This is a genomic window from Neobacillus niacini (genome assembly GCF_030817695.1).
Taxonomy (GTDB): Bacteria; Bacillota; Bacilli; order Bacillales; family Cytobacillaceae; genus Neobacillus; species Neobacillus niacini_F.
Genome location: NZ_JAUSZQ010000002.1, coordinates 4,114,016 through 4,140,076 on the forward strand (window position 1 = coordinate 4,114,016; position 26,061 = coordinate 4,140,076).

Annotated in this window: 22 protein-coding genes; all 22 read right to left on the bottom strand. The window is 38.1% G+C overall.

Translation table 11 applies throughout. From position 1 onward, the window contains the following. Positions 1-5: 5 nt before the first annotated feature. Positions 6-308 (bottom strand): YlxQ family RNA-binding protein, encoded by a 303-nt coding sequence (locus QFZ28_RS20630; RefSeq protein WP_307196387.1) that lies wholly within the window; start codon positions 306-308, stop codon positions 6-8. Next, positions 305-589, bottom strand: coding sequence for an RNase P modulator RnpM (rnpM, locus tag QFZ28_RS20635; protein WP_307196388.1), 285 nt, complete (start codon positions 587-589; stop codon positions 305-307). Before rnpM ends, QFZ28_RS20630 begins: the two co-directional genes overlap by 4 nt. 18 nt (positions 590-607) lie before the next feature. Further along, complete coding sequence (gene nusA, locus QFZ28_RS20640) at positions 608-1,729, bottom strand: transcription termination factor NusA (protein WP_307196389.1); 1,122 nt, start codon at positions 1,727-1,729, stop codon at positions 608-610. 41 nt (positions 1,730-1,770) lie between these two features. Beyond that, the gene (rimP, locus tag QFZ28_RS20645; RefSeq protein WP_283864486.1) at positions 1,771-2,241 is read right to left on the bottom strand and encodes a ribosome maturation factor RimP; all 471 of its coding nucleotides are present in this window, start codon (positions 2,239-2,241) and stop codon (positions 1,771-1,773) included. 213 nt (positions 2,242-2,454) lie between these two features. Further along, positions 2,455-6,777: a PolC-type DNA polymerase III gene (locus QFZ28_RS20650; RefSeq protein WP_307196390.1), complete on the bottom strand. Its 4,323-nt coding sequence runs from the start codon at positions 6,775-6,777 to the stop codon at positions 2,455-2,457. Positions 6,778-6,932: 155 nt separating this feature from the next. Further along, positions 6,933-8,192 carry an RIP metalloprotease RseP gene (rseP, locus tag QFZ28_RS20655; RefSeq protein WP_307196391.1) on the bottom strand — a complete coding sequence of 420 codons (1,260 nt, stop codon included), beginning with the start codon at positions 8,190-8,192 and terminating at the stop codon, positions 6,933-6,935. A gap of 18 nt (positions 8,193-8,210) precedes the next feature. After that, entirely contained in the window at positions 8,211-9,353 is a 1,143-nt protein-coding gene (gene dxr / locus QFZ28_RS20660) for a 1-deoxy-D-xylulose-5-phosphate reductoisomerase (RefSeq protein ID WP_307196392.1), read from the bottom strand. 21 nt (positions 9,354-9,374) lie between these two features. Then, entirely contained in the window at positions 9,375-10,163 is a 789-nt protein-coding gene (locus QFZ28_RS20665) for a phosphatidate cytidylyltransferase (protein WP_307196393.1), read from the bottom strand. A gap of 38 nt (positions 10,164-10,201) precedes the next feature. Next, complete coding sequence (locus tag QFZ28_RS20670) at positions 10,202-10,981, bottom strand: isoprenyl transferase (RefSeq protein WP_307196394.1); 780 nt, start codon at positions 10,979-10,981, stop codon at positions 10,202-10,204. Between the two features lie 251 nt (positions 10,982-11,232). Continuing rightward, positions 11,233-11,790 carry a ribosome recycling factor gene (gene frr / locus QFZ28_RS20675; protein WP_307196395.1) on the bottom strand — a complete coding sequence of 186 codons (558 nt, stop codon included), beginning with the start codon at positions 11,788-11,790 and terminating at the stop codon, positions 11,233-11,235. After that, positions 11,790-12,515 (bottom strand): UMP kinase, encoded by a 726-nt coding sequence (gene pyrH, locus QFZ28_RS20680; protein WP_307196396.1) that lies wholly within the window; start codon positions 12,513-12,515, stop codon positions 11,790-11,792. The genes frr and pyrH overlap by 1 nt, the downstream gene beginning before the upstream one ends. Positions 12,516-12,622: 107 nt before the next feature. Further along, complete coding sequence (gene tsf / locus QFZ28_RS20685) at positions 12,623-13,504, bottom strand: translation elongation factor Ts (RefSeq protein ID WP_307196397.1); 882 nt, start codon at positions 13,502-13,504, stop codon at positions 12,623-12,625. A gap of 123 nt (positions 13,505-13,627) precedes the next feature. Continuing rightward, on the bottom strand, positions 13,628-14,332 hold the full coding sequence (rpsB, locus tag QFZ28_RS20690) for a 30S ribosomal protein S2 (RefSeq protein WP_034677043.1): 705 nt from the start codon (positions 14,330-14,332) through the stop codon (positions 13,628-13,630). Positions 14,333-14,655: 323 nt separating this feature from the next. After that, positions 14,656-15,435, bottom strand: coding sequence for a GTP-sensing pleiotropic transcriptional regulator CodY (gene codY / locus QFZ28_RS20695; RefSeq protein WP_283864478.1), 780 nt, complete (start codon positions 15,433-15,435; stop codon positions 14,656-14,658). A gap of 54 nt (positions 15,436-15,489) precedes the next feature. Beyond that, on the bottom strand, positions 15,490-16,893 hold the full coding sequence (gene hslU, locus QFZ28_RS20700; RefSeq protein WP_307196398.1) for an HslU--HslV peptidase ATPase subunit: 1,404 nt from the start codon (positions 16,891-16,893) through the stop codon (positions 15,490-15,492). 16 nt (positions 16,894-16,909) lie between these two features. Beyond that, complete coding sequence (gene hslV / locus QFZ28_RS20705; RefSeq protein WP_307196399.1) at positions 16,910-17,452, bottom strand: ATP-dependent protease subunit HslV; 543 nt, start codon at positions 17,450-17,452, stop codon at positions 16,910-16,912. A 347-nt stretch (positions 17,453-17,799) separates the two neighbouring features. Next, positions 17,800-19,107 carry an FADH(2)-oxidizing methylenetetrahydrofolate--tRNA-(uracil(54)-C(5))-methyltransferase TrmFO gene (trmFO, locus tag QFZ28_RS20710; RefSeq protein ID WP_307196400.1) on the bottom strand — a complete coding sequence of 436 codons (1,308 nt, stop codon included), beginning with the start codon at positions 19,105-19,107 and terminating at the stop codon, positions 17,800-17,802. A gap of 212 nt (positions 19,108-19,319) precedes the next feature. Then, the gene (topA, locus tag QFZ28_RS20715; protein ID WP_307196401.1) at positions 19,320-21,398 is read right to left on the bottom strand and encodes a type I DNA topoisomerase; all 2,079 of its coding nucleotides are present in this window, start codon (positions 21,396-21,398) and stop codon (positions 19,320-19,322) included. Between the two features lie 445 nt (positions 21,399-21,843). Then, positions 21,844-22,731 carry a DNA-processing protein DprA gene (gene dprA / locus QFZ28_RS20720; RefSeq protein WP_307196402.1) on the bottom strand — a complete coding sequence of 296 codons (888 nt, stop codon included), beginning with the start codon at positions 22,729-22,731 and terminating at the stop codon, positions 21,844-21,846. A gap of 73 nt (positions 22,732-22,804) precedes the next feature. After that, entirely contained in the window at positions 22,805-23,707 is a 903-nt protein-coding gene (gene sucD, locus QFZ28_RS20725) for a succinate--CoA ligase subunit alpha (protein ID WP_307196403.1), read from the bottom strand. Between the two features lie 23 nt (positions 23,708-23,730). Beyond that, a complete protein-coding gene (gene sucC, locus QFZ28_RS20730) occupies positions 23,731-24,891 on the bottom strand; it encodes an ADP-forming succinate--CoA ligase subunit beta (RefSeq protein ID WP_283864472.1) in 1,161 nt (386 codons plus the stop codon). A 220-nt stretch (positions 24,892-25,111) separates the two neighbouring features. Then, positions 25,112-25,888, bottom strand: coding sequence for a ribonuclease HII (locus QFZ28_RS20735; RefSeq protein ID WP_307196404.1), 777 nt, complete (start codon positions 25,886-25,888; stop codon positions 25,112-25,114). Positions 25,889-26,061: the final 173 nt, after the last annotated feature.

Genomic DNA, 26,061 nt, shown 5'->3' on the forward strand with positions numbered 1-26,061 from the left:
TAAAATTAATCGAGCAACGTCATCAATTTTTTTGCAAATCCATCGTCCAGTACAGCTACAACAACGCGGGCTTCTTTGCCAATCGCTTGGCCTAGAAGGTGGCGATCTTCCACTAGTTTATATGGAACTTCGTATGACTTACATTTATCTGTAATTTTCTTTGTCGTATTTGCAGATGCATCTGCCGATAAAAGTACGAGCTTTGCTTTTCCGCTTCGTATCTCCTTAACAGAAAGCTCCTCACCCGAAATGATTTTCCGTGCTCGATTTGCTAAGCCAAGTAACGACATCCATTGATTTGTATTCATATGGATTGCCTGTTATCCTTTTCTATCAATTCCAAAAGTTCCTCGTATAAAGTTTCACTGATTGAAACCTCTAAATGATTAGATAGGATGTTTTTTTTCTTGGCCAGTAGGACCGCTTCCTTGTCCTTTGAAAGGTATGCACCTCTGCCCGACTTTTTCCCTGTTAAGTCGATAGATACATCCCCTTCTTTTGAGCGAACGATGCGAACGAGTTCTTTTTTCGGCTTCATTTCACCGGTTGCGACACACTTCCGCATAGGAACTTTTTTACGATTGTTCACGATCATTCACCTCACTTCTTATTCCTTTTCTTCTTCGTCATTAAAGTCTACATCTACTTGATCATCAAATAGTCGTATCATTTCTTCGCGTGGATAGATTCCTAATTCACGTGCTTCTGTTTCTGATTTAATATCTATTTTCCAACCTGTTAACTTTGCAGCCAAACGGGCATTTTGTCCACGCTTTCCAATTGCCAGTGAAAGCTGATAATCTGGTACAACTACAGTGGTTGCCTTTTCAGATTCATTCACCATGACATCTAATACCTTAGATGGGCTTAAAGAATTTGCAACAAAGATGACAGGATCGTCGGACCATTTAACAATATCGATTTTTTCACCTTTTAATTCATTCACAACGGCTTGAACTCTTGTACCTTTTGGACCTACGCAAGATCCAACTGGGTCAACCTCATTGTTATCCGAATGAACTGAAATTTTAGAACGGTCTCCTGCTTCACGCGCAACTGATTTTATCTCGACGGTACCATCATATATTTCTGGAACTTCAATCTCGAACAATCTTTTCAGTAATCCAGGATGGGTACGAGAAACGAAAATTTGAGGACCTTTCGTTGTCTTCTCAACCTTCGTAATAAAAACTTTTATGCGGTCATGCGGTTTATACCGTTCATTTGGCATTTGTTCATTAACTGGGAGCAGAGCTTCTATTTTTCCAAGACTCACATAAATAAACTTTGAATCAAGTCTTTGCACAATTCCGGTCATGATATCTTCTTCACGATCAATAAACTCGGAATAAATAATGCCTCTTTCAGCTTCTCTAACTCTTTGAGTAACAACCTGTTTGGCTGTTTGAGCTGCAATTCTTCCGAAGTCCTTAGGAGTTACTTCCATTTCCACTACATCTTCAACAGCATAATTAGGGTTAATATTTCTAGCATCTGCTAATGATATTTCAAGACGAGGGTCAAACACTTGATCTACTACTTCTTTTCTGGCAAAAACACGCATGGAGCCTGTTGCCAGATTTAAATCAATTCGAACATTTTGGGCTTGATTGAAATTGCGTCGATATGCCGAGATCAGTGCGGCTTCAATCGCATCGATTAATACATCTCTAGAAATGCCCTTTTCTCTTTCTAGTATTGTAAGAGCATCTAATAATTCGCTGCTCATTTGATCATATCCCCCTATCTTTCATATATATTTATCTTTTATTATGAAAAAATAACTGCCAGCCTTGCACTAGCCACTTTTTCAAAAGGAATCTCGATGACTTTTTTACGGGTTTTGATTTTGATTTCTACTTTTACTGTCTGTCCATCATAATCAAGTAACTTTCCTTCAAATCCCTTTTCACCGTCAATGGGCTCGTATGTTTTAATAAACACATTTTTACCAATTGCCTTTTCAAAGTCCTTCGCCTTTTTCAGCGGTCTTTCTGCACCAGGAGAGGAAACCTCAAGAAAATAATTTTGGGTTATCGGGTCAAGCTCATCGAGTTTTTCACTAAGCCGTTCACTGACAATGCCACAGTCCTCAATATCAACACCGTTTTCTTTATCAATATATACGCGGAGAAACCAGTTTTTCCCTTCTTTGACAAACTCAATTTCCACCAATTCTAATTCTAATTCTTGCAAAATTGGCTGCGTTAGCTCTTCTACTACTTCCGTTACTTTGCTCATTGTTTAACCTCCTTTACCGACATTTTCACCCATATTATACGTATTTCACGGAAAGTTTTATCAATAACTCTGTAAAATTATCCAATACAAAAACGAAAGAGCGGGTTTCCCCACTCTTTAACACGAGAGTATTTCTTAGTATTTCCAATAAAACTATACCATAACCAAATTTTATATGCAAACCGAAACGCATAGCATCAAGGTTTATACTATTTAGAAAAGGGAAAGCTGATTTTGATCTGGTAATGCACCTAAGCAGCCTTGTTTATCTAAATATTCTAGTATAGTTTTTGATACTTTACCACGTTGCTGTAAATCCTCTTTAGAAAGAAACTCTCCATCTTGTCTCGCCTTGACAATATTATAAGCGGCATTGGTTCCAAGTCCTGGTATTGAATTAAATGGAGGAATTAATGAGTTTCCTTCAATGATAAACTCAGATGCATCGGATTTATATAAATCATAGTTTTGGAAAGTAAAGCCCCTTTCCGTCATTTCAAGTGCAAGTTCGAGTACTGTCAGCAAGTTTTTTTCCTTGTTTGACGCTTCAAGTCCCTTTGCATTAATTTCTTCGATTTTCGCACGGATCGATTCAGAACCGCGTGACATTGCTTCAATATCAAAGTCTTCTGCACGGACGGTAAAATAGGCTGCATAATATAAAAGTGGAAGATGTACCTTGAAATAGGCAATTCTAACTGCCATTAAAACATAGGCAGCTGCGTGGGCCTTAGGGAACATATATTTAATCTTTTTACAAGAATCAATATACCATTCCGGTACTTCATTACGACGCATTTCCGCTTCCATTTCTTCCGTGAGACCTTTCCCTTTACGGACTGACTCCATGATTTTAAAAGCAAACGATGGTTCTAGTCCCTGATAAATAAGGTAGACCATGATATCATCACGACAGCCAATAACTTCACTCAGATTACAGATGTTGTTATGAATTAATTCTTGTGCATTTCCCAGCCATACATCTGTTCCATGTGACAGACCGGAAATTTGGACAAGTTCCGAAAAAGTCGTTGGTTTTGTATCTTCTAGCATTTGGCGGACAAAACGTGTACCGAATTCAGGAATCCCAAGTGTACCGGTTTTACACATAATTTGCTGTTCGGTTACACCTAATGATTCGGTTCCGCTAAAAATTTTCATTACTTCTGGATCATCCGTTGGAATCGTTTTTGGATCCATTCCACTTAGGTCTTGCAGCATTCTTATTACCGTTGGATCGTCGTGCCCAAGTATATCCAGCTTTAAGACGTTATCGTGAATGGAATGGAAATCAAAATGAGTTGTCTTCCATTCTGAATTTCGATCATCCGCAGGAAACTGTATTGGTGTAAAGTCATAGACATCCATGTAATCAGGAATAACGATAATACCGCCTGGATGCTGACCAGTTGTCCTTTTTACACCTGTACAGCCAGAAGCAAGTCGTTCTACTTCGGCTCCGCGTAATTGCAAATTATTATCCTGCTGATATGCCTTTACATATCCAAAAGCCGTTTTATCTGCAACCGTTCCTATCGTACCCGCTCGAAATACATTATCTTCTCCAAAAAGAACCTTCGTGTAGTTATGAGCACGCGGCTGATACTCTCCAGAGAAGTTCAAATCGATATCAGGAACCTTGTCTCCTTTAAAGCCTAGGAAAGTTTCAAACGGGATGTCATGTCCGTCTTTACGGTATTTACCACCACATTGCGGGCAATCCTTATCAGGTAAATCAAAGCCTGAACCAACAGAACCATCATTGAAGAATTCTGAATGCTTACAGTTTGGACAGACGTAATGAGGCGGCAATGGATTCACTTCGGTAATTTCCGTCATCGTTGCTACCAAAGAAGAACCTACCGAACCACGTGACCCAACAAGATATCCATCATCTAAGGATTTTTTCACTAGCTTATGAGAAATCAAGTAGATTACAGCGAAACCATGTCCGATGATACTCTTCAATTCTTTTTCAAGGCGTGCTTCCACGATTTCTGGAAGCGGCTCTCCGTAAATCTTCTTTGCCATTGAATAACTCATTTCGCGCATTTCTTCATCTGCGCCTTCAATTCGCGGTGTGTATAAGTCGTCTTTAATTGGCTTAATGACATCAATCATTTCCGCAATTTTGTTTGTATTGGTTATAACAATTTCTTTCGCTTTTTCTCCTCCAAGGAAAGAAAACGCAGCAAGCATTTCATTGGTTGTCCTGAAATGGACATCTGGCAGTTTGTGACGATTTAACGGGTTTGCTCCACCTTGTGAATTAACTAATATTTTTCGGTAAATCTTATCGTTCTCATTTAAATAATGTACATTACCAGTTGCAACAACCGGAATGCCTAATTTATCACCAAGCTTTACAATATTACCAATGATATCTTCAAGTGCCTTTTCATCACGAACTAGTTCCATTTCAATTAATGGAGCATTGACTTCCTTCGGCATAACCTCAAGGTAGTCATAGAATTGTGCCGCTGATTCCACTTCATCAGGGGATTTTTGCATCATCCCTTCAAAAACTTCCCCTTTATTACAGCCGGATCCTACAAGAATACCTTCTCTGTATTTTTGAAGTACAGACCGTGGCAATCTCGGAACTCTATAAAAATATTCAATATGTGAAATAGATACAAGTTTAAATAAGTTCTTTAAACCCACTTCTGTTTGCGCAAGCAGCGTACAATGATAAGGACGTGCCCGTTGATAGGCATTCCCTTTCCCCATGTTATCGTTAAATTGGTCATGGTACTCAATTCCTTTTTCTGTCGCATCCTTTAGCATTTTCAACAGTAAATATCCTGTTGCTTCAGCATCATAAATAGCTCGATGGTGCTGGGTTAATTCTATATCGAATTTCTTTGTTAATGTATTTAAACGATGATTTTTCATTTCCGGATAAAGAAATCTACCTAATTCAAGCGTATCGATAACTGGATTTTTCGCTTTTTCAAGACCAATATTTTTATAACCCACATTTAGGAACCCCATATCGAAAGAGGCATTGTGCGCAACCAGAACAGTGTCCTCTACCCAGCCATAAAACCTTTGGATTACTTCTCCAACATCAGGAGCATTTTGCACCATATCATCAGTAATACCTGTTAGGTTAATAGTTGTTGCTGATAGCCGATGATGAGGATTTGCGAATGATTCAAATCGGTCAATAATTTCCCCATTTCTAATTTTAACTGCCGCAAGTTCAATAATCGTATCATACACGGCTGACAAACCAGTCGTTTCCACGTCAAATACGACAAATGTATCTTCTGCCAATAAACGATGGGCATCATTATAGGCAATCGGCACACCATCATCCACAAGATTTACTTCTACACCATAAAGGATTTTAATATCGTTTTTCTTTCCTGCACCATAAGCCTCCGGGAAGGATTGGGCAACAGCATGATCCGTAACGGCAATCGCCTTATGACCCCACTTCTTAGCTTGTGCTATAAGCGCCCCTACAGGAGTGACTGCATCCATTGAACTCATAGGAGTATGAAGATGAAGCTCTACACGTTTTTGATCTTCCGGAGCTGTATCTTTACGCCCCTCAGGCTTAATTTCGTTTATATCATTTCCAATCATGACTAAATCACGTACAAAGGTGTCATTTTGAATGCTGCCTCGTACTCTAACCCACATGCCTTTTTTGACAAGCTGGTAAAGAGCCGCGTCTTCTTTATCCCGCGAAAACATTTTAACCATAAGAGAGCTTGTGTAATCCGTAATCTTAAAGGTTAGCAGTGTACGGCCGCTTCGCAATTCTCTTGTCTCCGCATCAAATATATACCCTTCGACTGTAACTCTTCTTTCTTCATCCACAATATCAATCATATTTCGCAGGTCTGAATCATCTTTAATAGTAAGACCAATTGAAAGCGGACCCTCAGGAGCACCCCCGCCAGACTCTTTCTCCGCTTCTTTCTTTTGTAAATCAGCTAAGGCCATGAGTCCGCGTTCTTGATCTTCTTTCTGTTTTGCTAATAAAAATTGTTGATATTCGTCATTTTTTTCTACACTCTTGATGTCTGTTTCAACCGTTAAACTTGGAAATCCAAACGATTGATATAGACTGGTAATCATTGTTCCATACTTCTTTTTTAAGGCCATACCTTCCGTCTCATTGCGTACTGATATGGTTAACTTATTACCATTAACAGCCGGAACTTGTTCATTCAATAATTTTAGCATTGGCGGAGAGATACCATCAATTTGTCGTATACTATGATTCCAATATTCTAGAAGTAGTTCTGGTTGAAAGCTTTGATCTTCTACTTTTAAATCATAGGTAATATTCGCTATATTTGAGAACTTTCTTTCAAGTTGAGTTGTGAAACGAAGATATAAACTATAAGGAAGAATTTTTTCTAGTAAAAATTGAAAATGCCATTTTCTTGCCTTTTTTTCAACAATAAACCTTTCAATTTGTGCATTTTGAAATTGTGCTACCACAGCGTCTTCGATTAATTCTAGTTGCTGGAGCAAGAGTAAGAATCGCTCTTTTTTGCCAGAGGCATGTTCGCTCATCATTCCCTCTCCCATCTATATAAAGTCTCTATTATATCTTTTATCAAAAAGTAATTATATCATATGATACCTAATCATTCGGCTTATTTCGACAGAAAAATAAAACCAAATTAGAAATTAAAAAAAGGTCCACTAGGGAACCTTTTTCTAAAAACTTATAAGAAAAACCTTTGGATATCATTCCAGGTAACAACCAGCATAAGGAGCATAAGAAGTGCAAATCCAATAAAGTGGACCATTCCTTCCTTATGACGATCAATTGGTTTACCTCTTACTGCTTCTACTGCAAAGAACATTAGCCTTCCGCCATCAAGCGCAGGAATAGGCAAGAGATTCATAATTCCAAGGTTAATACTCAAAATAGCAGCCCATTTCATGACATAGTAAATGCCAGACTGCACTACTGTATCAGTTGAAGCATAAATTCCAACCGGACCTGAAAGCATGTCGATGGAGAACTGACCGGTAACTAACTGACCCAACATGACAAAAATCTGCTTTGTCCAAAAGTATGTCTCAGTAAAACCAGCCGTAATCGCTTTAAGCGGTGATTTCTCAATAGGACTATAAACACCAATTAAACCGATTTTTTCACCCTCAACGGTTTGCTCCTTTGGAGTAACGGTGAGTTCCTGATCTTTGCCATCTCGAGTTATTGAAAAATCAAGTTCCTCATTCGGATTTTCCCTAATAATTTCAACAACATCGGACCAACTTGAAATTTCAGCGCCGTTAATACTGTTGACAATGTCTCCTTGCAGGAGACCTGCAGCATTTGCAGCACCATCGGGCGTGATCTCCCCTAATTTTGGTTCATTTGTAGGAACACCTTGTAGGAACGCAATGATAATGAACAAAAAGAACGCCAGGACAAAATTCATCATCGGCCCTGCAAAAATGGCCATTGTTCTTTGTGGCAGCGTCTTGGAGGCAAATTGTCGATTATATGGAGCTAATTGTGTTTCAATCCCATTTTCAATCGTAACTGCCGTCGGGCTCACAGAGAAAGTTTGCAAGCTTTCTTCTTCATCCTCTGGATATCCCTTGATAAATAGCTTGTGTTCAATATCTGCATATTCCACTTCAACAATCCTGCAATCAGGATACTTTTCTTTATTGTTTAATATGATTTTAGTAACCGTATTATCTTTGTCAAATAAAAGCCCAATTCTGTAACCTGGTTTTATTTCGACACTTTCTGGATCTTCACCTGCCATGCGGACAAAACCACCTATTGGCAATAACCTAATGGTATACGTGGTTTCCCCTTTTTTATGGGAGAAAACCTTAGGACCAAACCCGATTGCAAATTCACGGCATAAAATACCTGCACGTTTTGCAAAAACTAAATGGCCTAATTCATGGAAGAAGACTAGAGCTCCAAAGATAACAATAAAGGCAATAACTGTACTCAAACTAAAAAACCACCTTTTTTATAGAAGTGAAGATACATATTGTCTTGTTTCTTTGTCCACCTCATGAATAATGGATAAGTCAGGATCTATAATTACATCATGCCTGCTTAATGCCTTCTCAATCATATCCTCAATTTGTAAGAACGTAATCTTTTCATTTAAAAAGGCAGCTACGGCAACTTCATTTGCTGCATTCAAGACAGTTGGAAGTGTTCCGCCTTTTTTTCCAGCTACATATGCAAATTGCATACAGCGAAACCGATTTTTATCCATTTCTTGAAAATGCAATGTACCAATTTGTGCTAAATTTAAACGTTGTGAAGTAGTTAGTGGTAAGCGATCAGGGTATGAAAGCGCATATTGGATAGGTACACGCATGTCCGGTGTTCCTAGCTGTGCGATTATGCTGCTGTCATGAAATTCGACCATCGAATGAATAATGCTTTCTTTGTGAAGAAGGACATCAATTTTTTCATACGGCATATTATAAAGCCAATGTGCTTCAATCACTTCAAGCCCTTTATTCATCATCGTAGCAGAATCTATCGTTATTTTTGCTCCCATTGACCAATTGGGATGATTTAAGGCTTCCTTGACGGTAACACCTTCAAGGTCGTTCCGTGTACGATCACGGAAACTTCCACCGGAAGCAGTCAAAATCAATCGTTCTATGTTCTTATCTTTTTCACCCTGCAGGCATTGAAAAATAGCCGAATGTTCACTATCTACTGGAAGTAATGCTACTCCATTCCGTTCGGCAGCTTCCATGACAAGATGTCCAGCTGTTACCAATGTCTCCTTATTAGCAATCGCGATGGTTTTTCCACTTTCAATTGCTTGTAAAGTGGGATTTAAACCAACACTTCCGATAACAGCATTTACAAGGATATCAGCCGAAGGATAGACAGCAACTTCTACCAGTCCCTCATCACCAAAAGTAAATTTAGTTTTAGGAAATTCTGATTTTAATGTATTACAATCATGGTACTCTTGTACAGAAACAAGCTCTGGTTGAAATTCAGTAATCATTTTTCTAGCTAATTCTAGATTTTTTCCCACAGAGATTGCCACTAATTTAAATGCTGATGGATGTTCACGCAGAATATCTAAAGTTTGGGTCCCAATCGAGCCAGTAGCACCCAAAATACTAATTTTTTTCAACGTTCATTCAACTCCCGAATTCTACCATAAGTGGAAAAAGTGTAATAATGGTAGAATGAATAAAAGACTATCAAAACGGTCAAGGATCCCACCATGTCCTGGCAAAATATTTCCCGAATCCTTCACGCCAAAGTGACGTTTAAACGCAGATTGGACTAAGTCCCCAATTTGTCCAAAAATGGAAAGGACAGCAGTTATTGCGAGTAAAGAAAGCAAGTTTGCGTTGATTTCCGTCAATAAAGAAAATAAGACCGCGACAATTAGTGCACAAAACACACCGCCAAGAGAACCTTCTACCGTTTTGTTCGGGCTAATTTCAGGCCAAAGTTTCCTTTTTCCTGTAGCTTTTCCTACAAAATAAGCACCTGAATCAGTTGCCCAAATCATAAATAAAGAGTAAAAAATATAAACTAGACCCGCATCACGCGTTTCAATAAAGAAATAAAAACCGATTCCAACATAAATGGCAGATAATATGGAAAAACCAACATCTTCAAAGGTAAAACGATTTTTTGTTATCACTGTAAATGCCAATAACAAGAAGATAAAAGCAATGCCAAGTTCTGTTTTTGTATAATATAATATATTAGCTATATCACTGTACTGCTCTGGATAAAGAATCACCCAAAGAAATAAAAGTGTTAATAGTCCATGTACAGAAAAAATACTAAGTTTCTTCATTTTTAATAACTCATACAACCCCACTGTTGCCAAGAAGTACGTTAAAAATACAAAAGGTAGTCCACCGTAAAAAACAATAGGTAGAAATAAAGCAGCTGCTACGACTCCTGTTATGATTCTTTGCTTCATCTAAGATTTCAACACCTTTTTAGGACTTGAGAGAGTACTTAAATACCGCCAAATCGACGTTGACGATTCTGAAATGCTTCAATTGCTTCAATTAGATGTTTTTCTCTAAAGTCTGGCCATAATACATCCGTAAACCAAAACTCCGTATAGGCTAATTGCCATAGCATAAAATTGCTTAGCCGTATTTCTCCACTAGTCCGAATCAATAAGTCCGGGTCTTTGTGGGCTGAAGTCATCAGATAGGAGGAGAACACCTCTTCGTTTAAATCGCTCTCTTTCAGTATTCCACTTTTATAATCATTTAAGACTTTTTTGGTTGCGTCAATTATTTCGGATCTACTCCCATAGTTAAGCGCAAAATTTAATACAAGACCATTATTGTCTTTTGTATCTTCTATCGCTTTTTCGATTGCATGTAATGTATGTACCGGAAGCTGGTCTTTATAGCCCATCATCGCTACTTGAACATTTTCTTCAATTAATTCAGGCAGGAAGGTCCCTAAAAATTCCTCTGGAAGCTTCATTAAATAGTCTACTTCATTTTTTGGGCGTTTCCAATTTTCTGTTGAAAAAGCATATAACGTCAGCGTTTTTATCCCAAGGGTGTTTGCTAACTTCGTTATTTTACGCACGACCTTCATACCCTCATGATGGCCGGCAATTCGTGGCAATGCTCTCTTCTTTGCCCAACGCCCATTGCCATCCATAATAATCGCTACATGTTCCGGTACCGGCAAATTTTTAACCTTTTCTATATTTTCTCGGAGTGTGGAAGAGTTATTATTTTGATTCTTCCAAAGCCTAATTTTATTAAACATAACATTGCTCCTCCAAATTAAGATAATCATTTCCTCCGATAATAGATCATGCCCACAGAGCCTGTGTTGATATATATGAAGAATGCTGATTTTCGCATGCTTTTATCATACCAAAAAAGCAAAAATATATCTTCTTCTAATTAATTTATGTATTAGGACAAGAAATAAGAATGACGTTTACCTTTCAACTTTAAATATATTAAAGTGAAAATAGTGAAAAAACCCCCTGAAAAGAGGGTTCTTCAAAATAATTAAACTTCCAAGATTTCTTTTTCTTTGTCTTTTGTTATTTGGTCAATCTTACTGATATGCTCATCTGTTAGTTTTTGGATATCATCAGAATAACCGCGAAGTGCGTCTTCGGTTATTTCTCCGTTTTTCTCCAGCTTTTTCAAATCGTCGTTACCGTCACGGCGGATATTACGGATAGCTACTTTAGCCTCTTCTGATTCTTTCTTAACCACTTTCACAAGCTCTTTGCGTCGCTCTTCTGTCAATTGAGGAATCGCAAGGCGAATAACCTGACCATCATTTGACGGATTTAAACCTAAATCGGATTTAAGAATGGCTTTTTCAATATCACCTAAAATAGACTTATCATACGGCTGAATGACAAGTAGTCTAGCTTCTGGAGTTGATATTCCAGCCATTTGATTCACTGGAGTTGGTGCTCCATAATAGTCAATTGTTATTCTATCTAGTAATGAAGCACTCGCTCTCCCTGCACGAATACTTGCAAGCTCACGAGTGTAAGCTTGTATTGCTTTTGACATTCTGTCTTTTACTGTTGAAATCACTTGTTTTGGCATTAATTTTTCCCCCTAACAATCGTTCCAATCTTTTCACCCATAACGGCACGTTTAATATTACCTTGTTCCATAATAGAGAAGACAATAAGTGGAATATCATTATCCATACATAATGAAGAAGCAGTTGAATCCATAACAGCCAATCCTTCTTTAATTACGTCTAAGAAAGTGAGGTCATCATATTTTGTTGCATTAGGGTCCAAACGTGGATCAGCTGAATAGACACCATCAACATTGTTTTTTGCCATTAATATTACTTCAGCATCGATTTCAGCTGCTCGGAGTGCAGCAGTTGTATCTGTAGAGAAATAAGGATTTCCTGTACCAGCAGCAAAAATAACTACTCGCTTTTTTTCTAAATGTCTCATTGCACGACGTCTAATATATGGTTCTGCAACCTGGCGCATTTCAATGGACGTTTGAACGCGGGATTCAATCCCCAAGTGTTCTAAACTGTCTTGAAGTGCTAATGAATTCATGACTGTGGCAAGCATACCCATGTAATCTGCAGTTGCTCTGTCCATTCCCATCTCACTGCCTATTTTACCACGCCAAATATTACCACCGCCAACAACAACTGCCACCTCTACACCAAGTTCTGCAATTTCCTTCACTTGTCCAGCGATTGATTTAATAACGGATGGTTTAATACCGAAGCTAGATTCTCCAGCAAGTGCTTCCCCGCTTAGTTTTAGAACGACACGTTTGTACTTAGGACCGCTCATATGAACCTCCTTATTATGTATATTAATTATTTAAAAAAACTTTAAAAATAGGGAACACAACGTGTTCCCTATTCAAAACATATTTTGCGTACCATGCTTTCAAAAAATTACTTTTTATTAACTTGGTTCATAACTTCTTCAGCGAAGTTGTCTTCACGCTTTTCAATACCTTCGCCTACTTCGTAGCGAACGAATTCACGAACGGTTGCGCCTTTTGATTCAACAAACTGACGAACTTTTTGGTCTGGGTTTTTAACGAAAGTTTGGTCAAGCAGACATACATCTTCGAAATACTTTCCAAGACGGCCTTCAACCATTTTTGCTACGATATTTTCAGGCTTACCTTCGTTAAGTGCTTGTGTAGTTAGTACTTGACGCTCACGTTCAACTTCTTCTTGAGAAACTTGGTCACGAGAAACATATAAAGGTCTTAGAGCAGCAATGTGCATTGAAACATCTTTCGCTGCATCTGCATCAGTAGTACCTTCAAGAACTGTTAATACACTAATACGACCACCCATGTGAAGGTAAGCACCAAAAGCATCATTGTCAGTTTTTGATACTACAGTAAAGCGGCGTAGTGATAATTTTTCACCAATTTTAGCAATAGCTGCATTGATATAGTCTGCAACTGTTACTCCATTGATTGTTTGTGCAGAAGCTTCTTCAACTGTTGCTGGCTTGTTAGCAAGCAAGTGAGCAGCTAATTCTTTTACAAGGGTTTGGAATGCTTCGTTCTTTGCAACGAAATCTGTTTCAGAGTTTACTTCTAAAATAACTGCATTGTTTCCTTCAGCAACAACATATGTTAAACCTTCTGCAGCAATGCGGTCGCCTTTTTTCGCAGCTGAAGCAATCCCTTTTTCACGTAAGAAGTCGATTGCTTTTTCCATATCACCATTTGTTTCTGTTAATGCTTTTTTACAATCCATCATGCCTGCGCCTGTTTTTTCGCGTAGTTCTTTTACCATTTGAGCAGTAACTGCCATTTTAAATTCCTCCTTAAACTATGTACTATACTAATATCTTAGCCATTCCAACTTAAGATAAACATTTCTTAAAAAAAGGTGATAAAGGGTCTCCCTCTTATCACCTTTGAATAAGTCGATATCTTACGCTTCTTGTGCTACTTCTTCACCTTGTTTAGCTTCTAAGATAGCATCCGCCATTTTACCAGTTAAAAGCTTAACAGCGCGGATTGCATCATCGTTAGCTGGAATTACAACATCGATTTCATCTGGATCACAGTTAGTATCAACAATACCTACGATAGGAATGTTTAACTTTTTAGCTTCTGCTACTGCGATACGCTCTTTACGAGGATCGATGATGAATAGTGCATCTGGAAGCTGCTTCATATCTTTAATTCCGCCTAAGAATTTTTCAAGGCGTTCTTGTTCTTTCTTTAATTGAACTACTTCTTTTTTAGGTAATACTTCGAAAGTACCGTCTTCTGACATTCTTTCAATATCTTTTAAACGGCCAATACGCTTTTGGATTGTTTCAAAGTTTGTTAACGTACCACCCAACCAACGTTGGTTAACAAAGTACATACCTGAACGAGCTGCTTCTTCTTTAACAGAATCTTGAGCTTGTTTCTTAGTACCAACAAAAAGGATCGTTCCGCCATTAGCAGCAAGATCTTTCACCCAGTTATAAGCTTCTTCAACTTTCTTAACTGTTTTTTGTAGGTCGATGATGTAGATACCGTTACGCTCTGTGAAGATATATTTCTTCATCTTAGGGTTCCAACGGCGAGTTTGGTGTCCAAAGTGTACACCAGCTTCAAGCAATTGCTTCATTGAGATTACTGACATGTTTTTTTCCTCCTATGGTTTCGTTTTCCTCCGCTTGTCTCATTTTCAAACAGCAACTGTAACATCTACAGCACCGGCTGTTTAAATCAACAAGCGTGTGTAATAACACCGTTAAATAATATAGCATATGTCCAGATAACAATCAAGTTTTACTTTCAAAAAAAATCCCCAGTTAGACTGGGGACTCACTGCTTACATTGTCTAGCTCCAGCGCCTAGCCCCTCGAGGTCAGAAGCCAATCGCTTCGGAAGGCAAAAAGCGCCTTCTGTCAGCGCTTGTCTTCTGCTTGTCGGGGGCTGAACCAGGCGCTTCCGCTTTTCGTCTTAGTTAGATCTTAGTTTATCAAGTTCTACTAGGAATTTGTCGTTTAGAACTTTGATATACGTTCCTTTCATACCTAGGGAACGAGATTCGATGACTCCAGCACTCTCAAGCTTTCTCAAAGCGTTAACAATAACGGAACGTGTAATACCAACACGATCTGCAATTTTTGAAGCTACTAGTAAGCCTTCGTGGCCATTTAACTCTTCAAAAATATGTTCGATAGCTTCAAGCTCGCTATAAGATAATGAACTGATGGCCATTTGAACAACTGCCTTGCTTCTAGCTTCTTCTTCAATTTCTTCTGACTTTTCACGTAAGATTTCCATACCGACAACCGTTGCACCATACTCAGCAAGAATAAGATCATCATCATGGAACTTTTCTTGCAGTCTTGCAAGAATTAATGTACCAAGGCGTTCACCGCCGCCGATAATTGGCACAATTGTTGTTAATCCTTCGCGGAATAAATCTCTGTTTTCAACAGGGAATGCAGTATACGCACTATCAACGTCAAGGTTTGAAGATGTCTCTTGAATGTTAAAAAGACCATTAGTATATTCCTCTGGGAATTGTCTATCTTCCAACATTTTTTTCATACGTTCATTTTCAATTTGTTGATTAATTGCAAAACCTAAAAGCTTACCTCTTCGGCTGACAACGAAAATATTCGCTTCAATCACTTCACTTAGGGTTTCAGACATTTCTTTAAAGTTTACTGGTTTTCCTGCTGCTTTTTGTAATAACACATTAATTTTTCTAGTTTTACTAAGTAAATCCATTTGTTTCTTCCTCCTAATTAACTGGAACCATTATTAAATTTTATTGTTATATAATTATAAGATAAATTGGCTTAAATCTTTGTTTTTGGATATTGCTCCAAGCTTATCATCTACATATTGTGGAGTTATCGTAATCTTCTCCATTAAAATATCAGGTGCTTCAAAGGACAAGTCTTCTAGTAGTTTTTCTAAAATGGTGTGAAGTCTTCTAGCCCCTATATTATCTGTATTTTGATTCACTTCAAAAGCAACCTCAGCTATTCTACGAATAGCATCGTCAGAAAATTCAATTTGTATACCTTCTGTTTCTAATAATGCTTGATATTGTTTAATTAGAGCATTATCAGGTTCAATTAAAATCCTGAAGAAATCGTCAACGGTTAACTTCGTTAATTCAACTCGAATCGGTAACCGCCCTTGTAATTCAGGGATTAAATCTGATGGTTTTGACATATGAAAAGCACCGGCAGCAATAAATAAAATATAATCCGTTCTAATGGAGCCATATTTCGTAACAATTGTTGAACCTTCAACAATTGGTAAAATATCTCGCTGCACTCCTTCACGAGACACGTCTGCGGAAGAACCGCCAGAATTTCTGCTGGCTATTTTATCAATTTCATCGATAAAGATGATCCCTGTTTGTTCAGCACGGTAAATTGCTTCCGTTGTAACCTCATCCATATCAATTAATCTTGCAGCTTCTTCATTCGTTAAGACTTTCCTTGCCTCACGGACTGTTAATTTTCTTTTTTTCCGTTTCTTGGGCATAAAACTGCTTAGTGCGTCCTGCATATTCATACCCATTTGTTCCATTCCTGAACCTTGCAGCATATCAAACATGGATGGTGTTTGTTCTTCCACTTCTACTGTTACGATTTCTTCTTCTAATTGACCAAGTGCTAGTTTTTCCCTTACAATTTTACGTTTTTCAGTTACTGAGTAATCTTCTTGTTGGGTATCATGTTCTACAGTTGTATTGCCGCCGCCAAATAACATTTCAAGCGGGTTTTTATAATTTTGTGCCTTCTTTGCAGATGGAACTAGTAAATCAACCAGCCTGGCATTAGCATTTTCTTCAGCACGTTCCTTTACGGCTAACATTCTGTCCTCTTTAACCAATCTGACAGATGTTTCAACGAGGTCCCGGACCATCGATTCAACATCACGGCCAACATAACCGACTTCTGTAAATTTCGTCGCTTCTACTTTAACGAACGGCGCACCAACCAGCTTCGCAATTCTACGAGCGATTTCCGTTTTACCTACACCCGTTGGACCAATCATTAAAATATTTTTAGGAATAATTTCTTCGCGGAGTTTTTCGTTTAACAAACCACGTCTATAACGATTTCTCAGCGCAACCGCAACTGCTTTTTTTGCATCCTTCTGACCTATAATATATTGATCAAGTCTCTCAACAATTTGACGCGGTGTTAGGTTATCTGTTTTAGCCATTGTAGGTTCCCTCCCGTTAGAGCTCTTCCACGATAATGTTGTGGTTTGTATATACACAAATTTCAGCAGCTATTTCTAAAGATGCCTTTGCAATTTCTTTTGCAGTAAGATGGTCACCTGCATATTTCTTTAGAGAACGTCCAGCTGCAAGCGCATAATTACCACCCGAACCAATTGCTAGAATTCCATCATCAGGCTCAATTACTTCACCTGTTCCTGACACAAGGAGTATATCTTCTTTATTCATGACGATTAACATTGCTTCTAGTTTTCTTAGAACCTTATCACTTCTCCACTGTTTAGCAAGCTCAACAGCAGCTCGTTGGAGGTTACCATTATATTCTTCTAATTTGCCTTCAAACATTTCAAATAGAGTGAATGCATCGGCTACAGATCCGGCAAAACCAGCTAATACTCTTCCATTAAATATTTTCCTAACTTTTTTTGCAGTGTGCTTCATCACAACTGCATTACCAAATGTGACTTGACCATCACCAGACATTGAACATTGACCGTTATGATGGATTGCAAATATCGTAGTAGCATGAAATTCGTTCATCATTTCTCCTCCTCTTGCATTTTCGTTAGCAAACCTATGTAACAAGAGATTGTCTTACGTAGACAAGTGCATTACACTAGAATAGTATGAAAACTTTATTCATTTATTCCCTTTTGTGTATAGGCATATACGTTTCAATTAAACCCTTCAATCTTCACTTGTTCACCCATGAACAAAAGGAAATTATGTTGAGCATATTGGGGTTGTCCAATTGTATATTGTGATTAAGTTTGTACCAAGTGTAAATGGTTATTACGTAATGTTACTAAAACAGTCACATTTATAAATATGTCAACCTACAAAGGCTACTAAAGCGTAACACACTTCTTAATCCCTTGCAATAAATTTTACAAAACTTTCACAAAGTTCTGAATTGTTTCTAACGCTCTGTTTGCATGCTGCATATTTCGTTCTTGTTTTCCCTTGATCTTTTCAGGTAAATCTGGAAATAGTCCAAAATTAGCATTCATCGGCTGAAAATTCTTTGCATTAGCTGTAGTAATATATCTTGCCATGCTTCCAATTGCCGTTTCAACAGGAAACTCAACAGGTTCATTTCCCAAAGCTAATCTAGCAGCATTTATTCCAGCAGCTAGTCCGCTTGCAGCTGATTCCACATATCCTTCCACACCTGTCATCTGTCCGGCAAAAAACAAATTTTCACGTTCCCTAAATTGGTAGGAAGCTTTAAGTACCTTTGGTGAATTGATAAAAGTATTACGGTGCATAACCCCGTAACGAACAATTTCTGCATTTTCAAGTCCTGGGATTAACTGAATTACTTCTTTTTGTGGACCCCATTTTAAATGTGTTTGGAAACCTACGATATTATAAAGGGTTCCCGCGGCGTCGTCTTGACGCAATTGCACAACCGCATAAGGTCTTTTCCCTGTTTTTGGGTCTTCTAAACCAACTGGCTTTAGCGGACCAAATAACATCGTTTTCTTACCTCTTTGTGCCATAACTTCGATTGGCATACAGCCTTCAAAAAAGATTTCCTTTTCAAATTCCTTTAACGGAACTGTTTCTGCTGCAACTAGTGCTTCATAAAACGTGTTAAACTCTTCTTCCGTCATTGGACAATTTAAATAAGCAGCTTCACCTTTATCATATCTTGATTTTAAATAAACCTTGTCCATATTAATGCTATCTTTTTCAAGGATAGGTGCCGCGGCATCATAAAAATAAAGGTAATCCTCACCGGTTAAAGATTTTAATTTAGCCGATAACTCAGGACTAGTTAATGGACCTGTTGCAATGATGGTTATTCCCTCAGGAATTTCTGTTACTTCTTCATTTATGACCGTAACATTTTCATGGTTTCTAACCATATCTGTCACTTTAGCTGCAAACTCATGACGGTCTACTGCTAATGCACCTCCTGCAGGAACTGAGCATGCATCGGCGGCAGCAATGATAACAGAATCAAGTAATCTCATTTCTTCCTTTAATACGCCTACTGCATTTGTTAAGGTATTTGCTCGTAAGGAATTGCTGCAAACTAGTTCTGCAAATTTATCTGTATGATGGGCAGGTGTTTGTTTGACTGGTCTCATTTCATAAAGACGGACCTTTACACCACGTTTGGCTATCTGCCAAGCAGCTTCACTACCAGCCAAACCAGCACCAATTACATTTATTGTTACATCGTTCATGTTATACCTCCTGATTTTCCAAAGCAGATGTTCAGTTATTCTAGCTTTACTTTTTACTTTAATTACTTTTCCCTCTTTTTAACCCATCTTGCATTGTACTATACGAATCAAAAACAAAAAAGTTTTAAGTTTGGGAAAAAAAGCGGAAGCGCCTTGACCAGGGGCTGGAGCTAGATTAGAAAAAAGATAAAAGAGTGAGCCTATGCTCACCCTTAACTTTGTGGTTCTTCCTTGTAATCACACTTTGTACATTGAACTTGAACGCCTTTTTTCAATTTCTTTTCTACAAGTGGACCTTCACATTTAGGACAAGGTCTTGGTAATGGTTTATCCCAAGAGATAAAATCACATTCTGGAAAACGATCACAACCGTAAAAGATCCTTTTTTTCTTACTTTTACGCTCAATGATATTACCTTGTTTACAGTTTGGACAGGTGACACCGATTTCTTTAACAATCGCTTTAGTATTTCGGCAATCAGGGAAATTGCTGCAGGCCATAAACTTACCATACCTGCCCATTTTGAACACCATCGGACTGCTGCATAATTCACAATCCTCACCTGCCGGCTCATCTTTAATCTCGACAGACTGCATTTCCTTTTCTGCTATAACCAAATGCTTTTCGAATTCCTGGTAAAATCCATCAATGATTTCAACCCAGCGTACTTTACCATCCTCAACATTGTCTAAATCCTGCTCCATTTTCGCAGTAAAGTCGACATCCAGGATATCAGGAAAAAATTCAAGCATTAATTCATTACAAATTTCCCCTAACTCAGTCGGGATAAAGCGCTTATTATCTAATGCTACATATCCTCGCTTTTGAATGGTATCCAATGTTGGTGCGTAAGTGGATGGGCGTCCAATTCCCAATTCTTCAAGTGTTTTAACTAATCGGGCTTCCGTATACCTTGGTGGCGGTTGAGTGAAATGCTGTTTTGGTTCTATATCCTTTTTAAAAACCTCATCGCCTTCTTGTAAATTTGGGAGCATTTTATCCCGTTCTTCTACTTGATCATCTGTTCCTTCTACATAAAGCTTCATAAACCCTGGGAACTTAATTTTGGAACCTGTTGCACGGAAAATTACATTGCCATTTTGTAAGTCTACACTCATCGTATCCATCACGGCTTGTGCCATTTGACTGGCTAAAAATCGATCCCAAATTAATTTATATAAGCGTAATTGGTCTCTAGATAAATATTGTTTCACACTATTTGGTTCACGTAATGGACTAGTCGGCCGGATAGCTTCATGTGCATCCTGGGCATTTGATTGTTTTTTTTCTTTTCTTTGCTCTTCTTTTAAATAGTTCTCACCATATTCATTTCGAATATAATCTGCTGCCTCTTTTTGAGCTACCTCAGATATCCGGGTTGAGTCTGTTCTCATATAGGTGATAAGTCCAACTGTGCCTTCAGAACCAAGCTCAATCCCCTCATATAGCTGCTGAGCCAGCATCATGGTTTTCTTAGCACGGAAATTGAGTTTTCTAGCTGCCTCCTGCTGTAAGGAAGATGTAATAAATGAAGGTGAAGGATTTCGTCTCCTCTCCTTTTTCGTTACCGAAACCACCTTGAATTTATCGCCTTCCATTTGGCTTAAGATTTTCTCAACATCCTGTTTAGATTTTAGTTCCTTTTTTTCCTTGTCTGCTAACGAGAAATAAAGAGCACTAAAATGATCTTTACCCTTTAAAAGCTCTCCTTCAATTGTCCAGTACTCTTCAGGAGTAAATGCCTTAATTTCTTTCTCTCGGTCAATGATCAGCCGGACAGCAATCGATTGAACCCGGCCCGCACTTAGTCCTTTTTTTACTTTTTTCCATAAAAGCGGGCTAATATTGTAACCGACTAGACGATCCAAAACCCTTCTTGCCTGCTGCGCGTCAACTAAGTTCATATTAATTGGACGAGGATGTTTAAAGGACTCTTTTATCGCATCCTTTGTTATCTCATTAAATACTACCCGGCAATCAGAGTTAATATCAACATTCAAACTATGGGCCAAATGCCAAGCAATTGCCTCCCCTTCCCGATCAGGGTCGGCTGCGAGAAAAACTTTTTTTGCTTTTTTCGCTGCCGTTTTTAGTTCTTTTAAAACTGGGCCTTTCCCACGAATCGTAATGTATTTTGGCTCAAAGTTAGTTTCTTTAGAAACTCCCATCTGACTTCTAGGCAAATCACGTACGTGCCCCATGGATGCTTTTACTTTATATTTACTTCCTAAATATCGTTCAATTGTTTTTGCTTTTGCAGGTGATTCCACAATTACAAGAAACTCTGACATGCAAATAATCCTCCTCAAGGGGATATAAGAAATGTGAAAGCAAATCTGAAAATGAACAGACCTACTTACAATTTGAGAAGTTTTCATAAATTCCAAATTTCTCAATTCGGACCCGTGAAAATACTTTACAAAAATGCCTTATCCCTAAATTTATTCTTTTATATAATCATTCCTAAGAAAAATGGATCGTGTATCTTCATGAATACCTCTTATTTTTAAACAAATAACTATTGATGTCAATGATATCGAAACCGTTTACAACTAGTTAATGATAATAATACGCCAAAATATTCCTATTTACACATTCTTTTTTTCGAATATCTGTTGGAAAATGTATAACATATTAGAAATAATTTCAAGCCTTTTTAGCATCATTCTCTAAAAATAGAGAAAAAACCTTCAAAAAACGAATAATTTTCATTGATATAGGTACAGACAATAAAAGTTATAACCGTAATTCCTCTAAAATATCCTCACTGCTCATGACTAGCTTTGCACCTTGCTTGATTAGGTCATTTGTACCTAGTGAATTCTGATTAAATATACTTCCTGGCAGTGAAAAAACATCACGGCCTTCATTTACTGCATAATTAGCTGTAATGAGAGATCCACTTTTTCGTTTTGCTTCTATTATAAATGTACCATTTGATAACCCACTGATGATTCGGTTGCGGGCAGGGAAATGCCATCGTAATGGTTTGGTATCTGGGGGATATTCGGAAATAATCAGCTGTGATTTCATCATTTCCTTTGCCAATGCAGCATTCTCCTTTGGATAGATATGATACAACCCTCCAGCAATAACTGCAATTGTTTTGCCTCCATTTTTCATTGCATACTCATGTGCAAGTGTATCTATCCCACTCGCTAACCCACTAACTATAACTACTCCCTTTTCCACTAATGGAGGGAACATTAATGAGATTGCATTCTTGCCATACGGAGTTGCCTGCCGTGAACCAACCACGGCCAGCTTGGGGTGTTTCTCAAGCAAAGATAGATCTCCTTTTACAAATAATACCCATGGCGGCTGGTATATTTCTTTTAACAAACTGGGATAATTTTGATCAAAGATTGTAATAACTTTTATGCCGTTTTTTTCATATTGCTCGATTTGTTGGGAAATGTGTTCAAATTGAATGGATGTTAAGGTAGGTATTCTTTTTGAGATGGTGTTAGTTGAAGAAGGGAATAAATTATATTGGCAGAATCGTGGTTCTTCATGTATATCCAATTGAAGAGATGGGTCTTTTTTAATAAATTGAAAAACTGTATTCCAAGTCATTTCTGATTGGTGGAGTAAAGCGATAAGTCTCTCTCTGAAATCATCCATTTTCTAATCCTCCATTAATAAAAGATTAAATAAGAAATAGTCCCTCTGTAAAAAGGGACTATTTCTACTATTCTTAATGTGTTTTACACTTATCGTATATGCCTTGTTCTTTTAAGACTTCAATTAAAGTTTCGCCCATAACAGATGGTGTGTCCGCCACTTTAATTCCGCATTCGTTCATAACACGGATTTTTTCATCAGCAGTTCCTTTACCACCTGAAATAATCGCACCAGCATGGCCCATACGCTTTCCTGGAGGAGCAGTACGTCCACCGATAAATCCAACAACTGGTTTAGTCATATTTGCTTTAACCCATTCCGCTGCTTCTTCTTCAGCTGTACCGCCGATTTCACCAATCATGATAACAGCGTATGTTTCCGGATCTTCATTAAATGCTTTTAAAACATCGATGAAGTTTGTACCATTAACAGGGTCTCCGCCAATTCCAACAGCAGTAGTTTGACCAATTCCTGCTTGTGTTAACTGGTGAACAGCTTCATAAGTTAGTGTTCCAGAACGAGAAACAACCCCAACATGACCTTTTGTATGAATGTAACCAGGCATAATCCCAATTTTACATTCATCAGCTGTAATAACACCTGGGCAGTTTGGACCAACTAAGCGGGTCTTCTTGCCTTCCATATAACGCTTTACTTTCACCATATCCAATACAGGAATATGTTCAGTAATACAAATAGCAAGTTCTAACTCCGCGTCAACAGCTTCGATAATGGCATCAGCTGCAAATGGAGCTGGAACATAGATAACGGATGCAGTAGCCCCTGTAGCAGCAACAGCTTCACTCACGGTATTAAATACCGGTACACCTTCAACTTCCATGCCGCCTTTACCTGGAGTGGTACCAGCAACAATTTGTGTTCCGTATTCTAACATTTGTTTTGTATGAAAAAGGGCAGTTGAACCTGTAATCCCTTGAACAATTACCTTCGTATCTTTATTAATAAAAACGCTCACGTTAATTCCCCTTTCTTTCGATCCTATTTCACAAGTGAAACGATTTTTTGTGCACCGTCAGCCATTGATTCTGCAGGAGTGATGGCTAAACCAGACTCAGCAAGAATTTTCTTACCTAAATCAACGTTTGTTCCCTCTAGTCTAACAACAAGAGGCACACTTAGTTGAACCTGCTTAGCAGCCTCCACAACACCCTCAGCAATGACATCACATTTCATGATTCCGCCAAAGATATTAACAAAAATACCTTTTACGTTTGGATCAGAAAGGATAATTTTGAATGCTTCTGTAACCTTCTCAGCTGTAGCACCGCCCCCAACATCAAGGAAGTTCGCTGGGTCTCCGCCATAATGCTTAACAATATCCATTGTTGCCATAGCAAGTCCAGCACCATTAACCATACAGCCGATATTTCCGTCTAAAGAAATATAGCTTAAATCATATTTAGAAGCTTCGATTTCCTTTGGATCTTCTTCCTCAAGATCACGGTAAGCAAGTACGTCTTTTTGACGATATAAAGCATTTGAATCAAAGTTTAACTTTGCATCCAACGCCATTACTTTTCCATCACCTGTCACAACCAATGGGTTGATTTCAGCAATCGAGCAATCCTTTTCGATGTAAGCATTGTATAGGCCCATCATGAATTTAACAGCTTGATTAACAAGCTCTTTTGGAATGTTGATATTGAATGCGATTCGGCGAGCTTGATAAGGCATTAAGCCAAGAACCGGATCAATTTCCTCTTTAAAGATTTTCTCCGGAGTTTTTTCAGCTACCTCTTCAATTTCTGTTCCACCTTCTTCAGAAGCCATAAGTACGACTCTTGAAGTAGCACGATCTAATACAAGACCAACGTAGTATTCTTTTTTGATGTCGCAGCCTTCTTCAATTAAGAGACGCTTTACTTCTTTACCTTCAGGACCAGTTTGGTGTGTAACCAATGTTTTCCCTAGGATTTCACTAGCGTATGTACGCACTTCATCTAGATTTTTAGCAACTTTAACCCCACCGGCTTTACCCCGACCGCCAGCATGGATTTGCGCCTTTACTACACAAACTTGTGTGCCTAATTCCTTTGCAGCTTCTACAGCTTCTTCAACCGTGAATGCCACTTTGCCATTAGGAACACTTACCCCGTATTTTCTGAGGATTTCTTTCCCCTGATACTCATGGATATTCATTTCCCATCCTCCTATCAAACTCTTCAAAAAATTGACTCCGTTTTCATTTTATAGAATGACTGAAACCTTGTCCACAGTTATGCACAAAAAAATTATATTCCTCATAATATTATGAATTGTTAAACCTTAAAATTAAAGCGCTTTCATAAAAGTTCAACCCAAAAAATGTTAACCAAATATTTTATAACAATAACAAAACAAGCTAGTTATGCTTGTTTTGTTATTGTTTCATCACCCATTCTTTTACTGGCGCAAAGCTCTTTCGATGGTAAGGTGTAATGCCATGCATTTGAATAGCCTGTAAATGTTCCCTTGTGCCGTACCCCATGTTTTGTTGAAAACCATATTCAGGAAATTGTGTTGAGAATTCAACCATTAGTCGATCTCTAGCAACTTTTGCTACGATGGAAGCTGCAGCGATAGACACACTTTTTGCGTCTCCTTTAATGATAGACTCAATTACAAATGGTGTCTCAAGCTTCATCGCATCAACCAGCAAAACATCAGGATTGGGGTCTAAAGAAGCAATCGCAGCAAGCATAGCCTTTTTTGTAGCCTCATAAATATTAACACTGTCAATTTCAGGTGCGTCAATCTTTGCCACACTAACTGCTATTGCTTCTCTCCTAATGATTTCATCATATTCATTACGTTTTTTTTCCGAAATCTTTTTTGAATCATCAATCCCTGGCAAGAAAAAATCTTCCGGCAGTAGAACTGCTGCTGCCACTACTGGTCCTGCAAGTGGCCCCCTGCCAACTTCATCCACACCAGCAATATATTTATAGCCTTGCGCCCGCCATTTGTTTTCGTAAAGGTTCATTTCATTAAACTTTTCCTGCAGCTGTCTTTCCTGTTCCATTCTTTTTTTCCATTTATGTATTAATATTTGAACCCCTTTACGCTCATCCTGCTGAATTCTTTTAAAAAAAGGGTCACTCTCGGCCTTTATGTTATTAAGCTGTTGTTCTATTTCGGCTATTGTTACTAATTTCATTTTCTTCACCCGTTGTAAATATACCTTTCTGCGTAATTAATTACAATGACCAAAAATAAACAAAAAAACTCTCCGTGAGTGCGAGAGTAAAGGGTTTATTTTTCTGCTGCATTCCTATTAAAAGACATTGACGTATGAATTGGCATACTTTTTTTATCTAGGTTCAATAAGGT

What these genes read in the sequence shown, in the direction of transcription:
- QFZ28_RS20630 (WP_307196387.1), bottom strand. Translation starts at nt 308, where the DNA reads ATGAATACAAATCAATGGATGTCGTTACTTGGCTTAGCAAATCGAGCA.
- nusA (WP_307196389.1), bottom strand. Translation starts at nt 1,729, where the DNA reads ATGAGCAGCGAATTATTAGATGCTCTTACAATACTAGAAAGAGAAAAG.
- rimP (WP_283864486.1), bottom strand. Translation starts at nt 2,241, where the DNA reads ATGAGCAAAGTAACGGAAGTAGTAGAAGAGCTAACGCAGCCAATTTTG.
- QFZ28_RS20650 (WP_307196390.1), bottom strand. Translation starts at nt 6,777, where the DNA reads ATGAGCGAACATGCCTCTGGCAAAAAAGAGCGATTCTTACTCTTGCTC.
- QFZ28_RS20665 (WP_307196393.1), bottom strand. Translation starts at nt 10,163, where the DNA reads ATGAAGCAAAGAATCATAACAGGAGTCGTAGCAGCTGCTTTATTTCTA.
- QFZ28_RS20670 (WP_307196394.1), bottom strand. Translation starts at nt 10,981, where the DNA reads ATGTTTAATAAAATTAGGCTTTGGAAGAATCAAAATAATAACTCTTCC.
- frr (WP_307196395.1), bottom strand. Translation starts at nt 11,790, where the DNA reads ATGCCAAAACAAGTGATTTCAACAGTAAAAGACAGAATGTCAAAAGCA.
- pyrH (WP_307196396.1), bottom strand. Translation starts at nt 12,515, where the DNA reads ATGAGCGGTCCTAAGTACAAACGTGTCGTTCTAAAACTAAGCGGGGAA.
- tsf (WP_307196397.1), bottom strand. Translation starts at nt 13,504, where the DNA reads ATGGCAGTTACTGCTCAAATGGTAAAAGAACTACGCGAAAAAACAGGC.
- rpsB (WP_034677043.1), bottom strand. Translation starts at nt 14,332, where the DNA reads ATGTCAGTAATCTCAATGAAGCAATTGCTTGAAGCTGGTGTACACTTT.
- codY (WP_283864478.1), bottom strand. Translation starts at nt 15,435, where the DNA reads ATGGATTTACTTAGTAAAACTAGAAAAATTAATGTGTTATTACAAAAA.
- hslU (WP_307196398.1), bottom strand. Translation starts at nt 16,893, where the DNA reads ATGGCTAAAACAGATAACCTAACACCGCGTCAAATTGTTGAGAGACTT.
- hslV (WP_307196399.1), bottom strand. Translation starts at nt 17,452, where the DNA reads ATGAACGAATTTCATGCTACTACGATATTTGCAATCCATCATAACGGT.
- trmFO (WP_307196400.1), bottom strand. Translation starts at nt 19,107, where the DNA reads ATGAACGATGTAACAATAAATGTAATTGGTGCTGGTTTGGCTGGTAGT.
- topA (WP_307196401.1), bottom strand. Translation starts at nt 21,398, where the DNA reads ATGTCAGAGTTTCTTGTAATTGTGGAATCACCTGCAAAAGCAAAAACA.
- dprA (WP_307196402.1), bottom strand. Translation starts at nt 22,731, where the DNA reads ATGGATGATTTCAGAGAGAGACTTATCGCTTTACTCCACCAATCAGAA.
- sucC (WP_283864472.1), bottom strand. Translation starts at nt 24,891, where the DNA reads ATGAATATCCATGAGTATCAGGGGAAAGAAATCCTCAGAAAATACGGG.
- QFZ28_RS20735 (WP_307196404.1), bottom strand. Translation starts at nt 25,888, where the DNA reads ATGAAATTAGTAACAATAGCCGAAATAGAACAACAGCTTAATAACATA.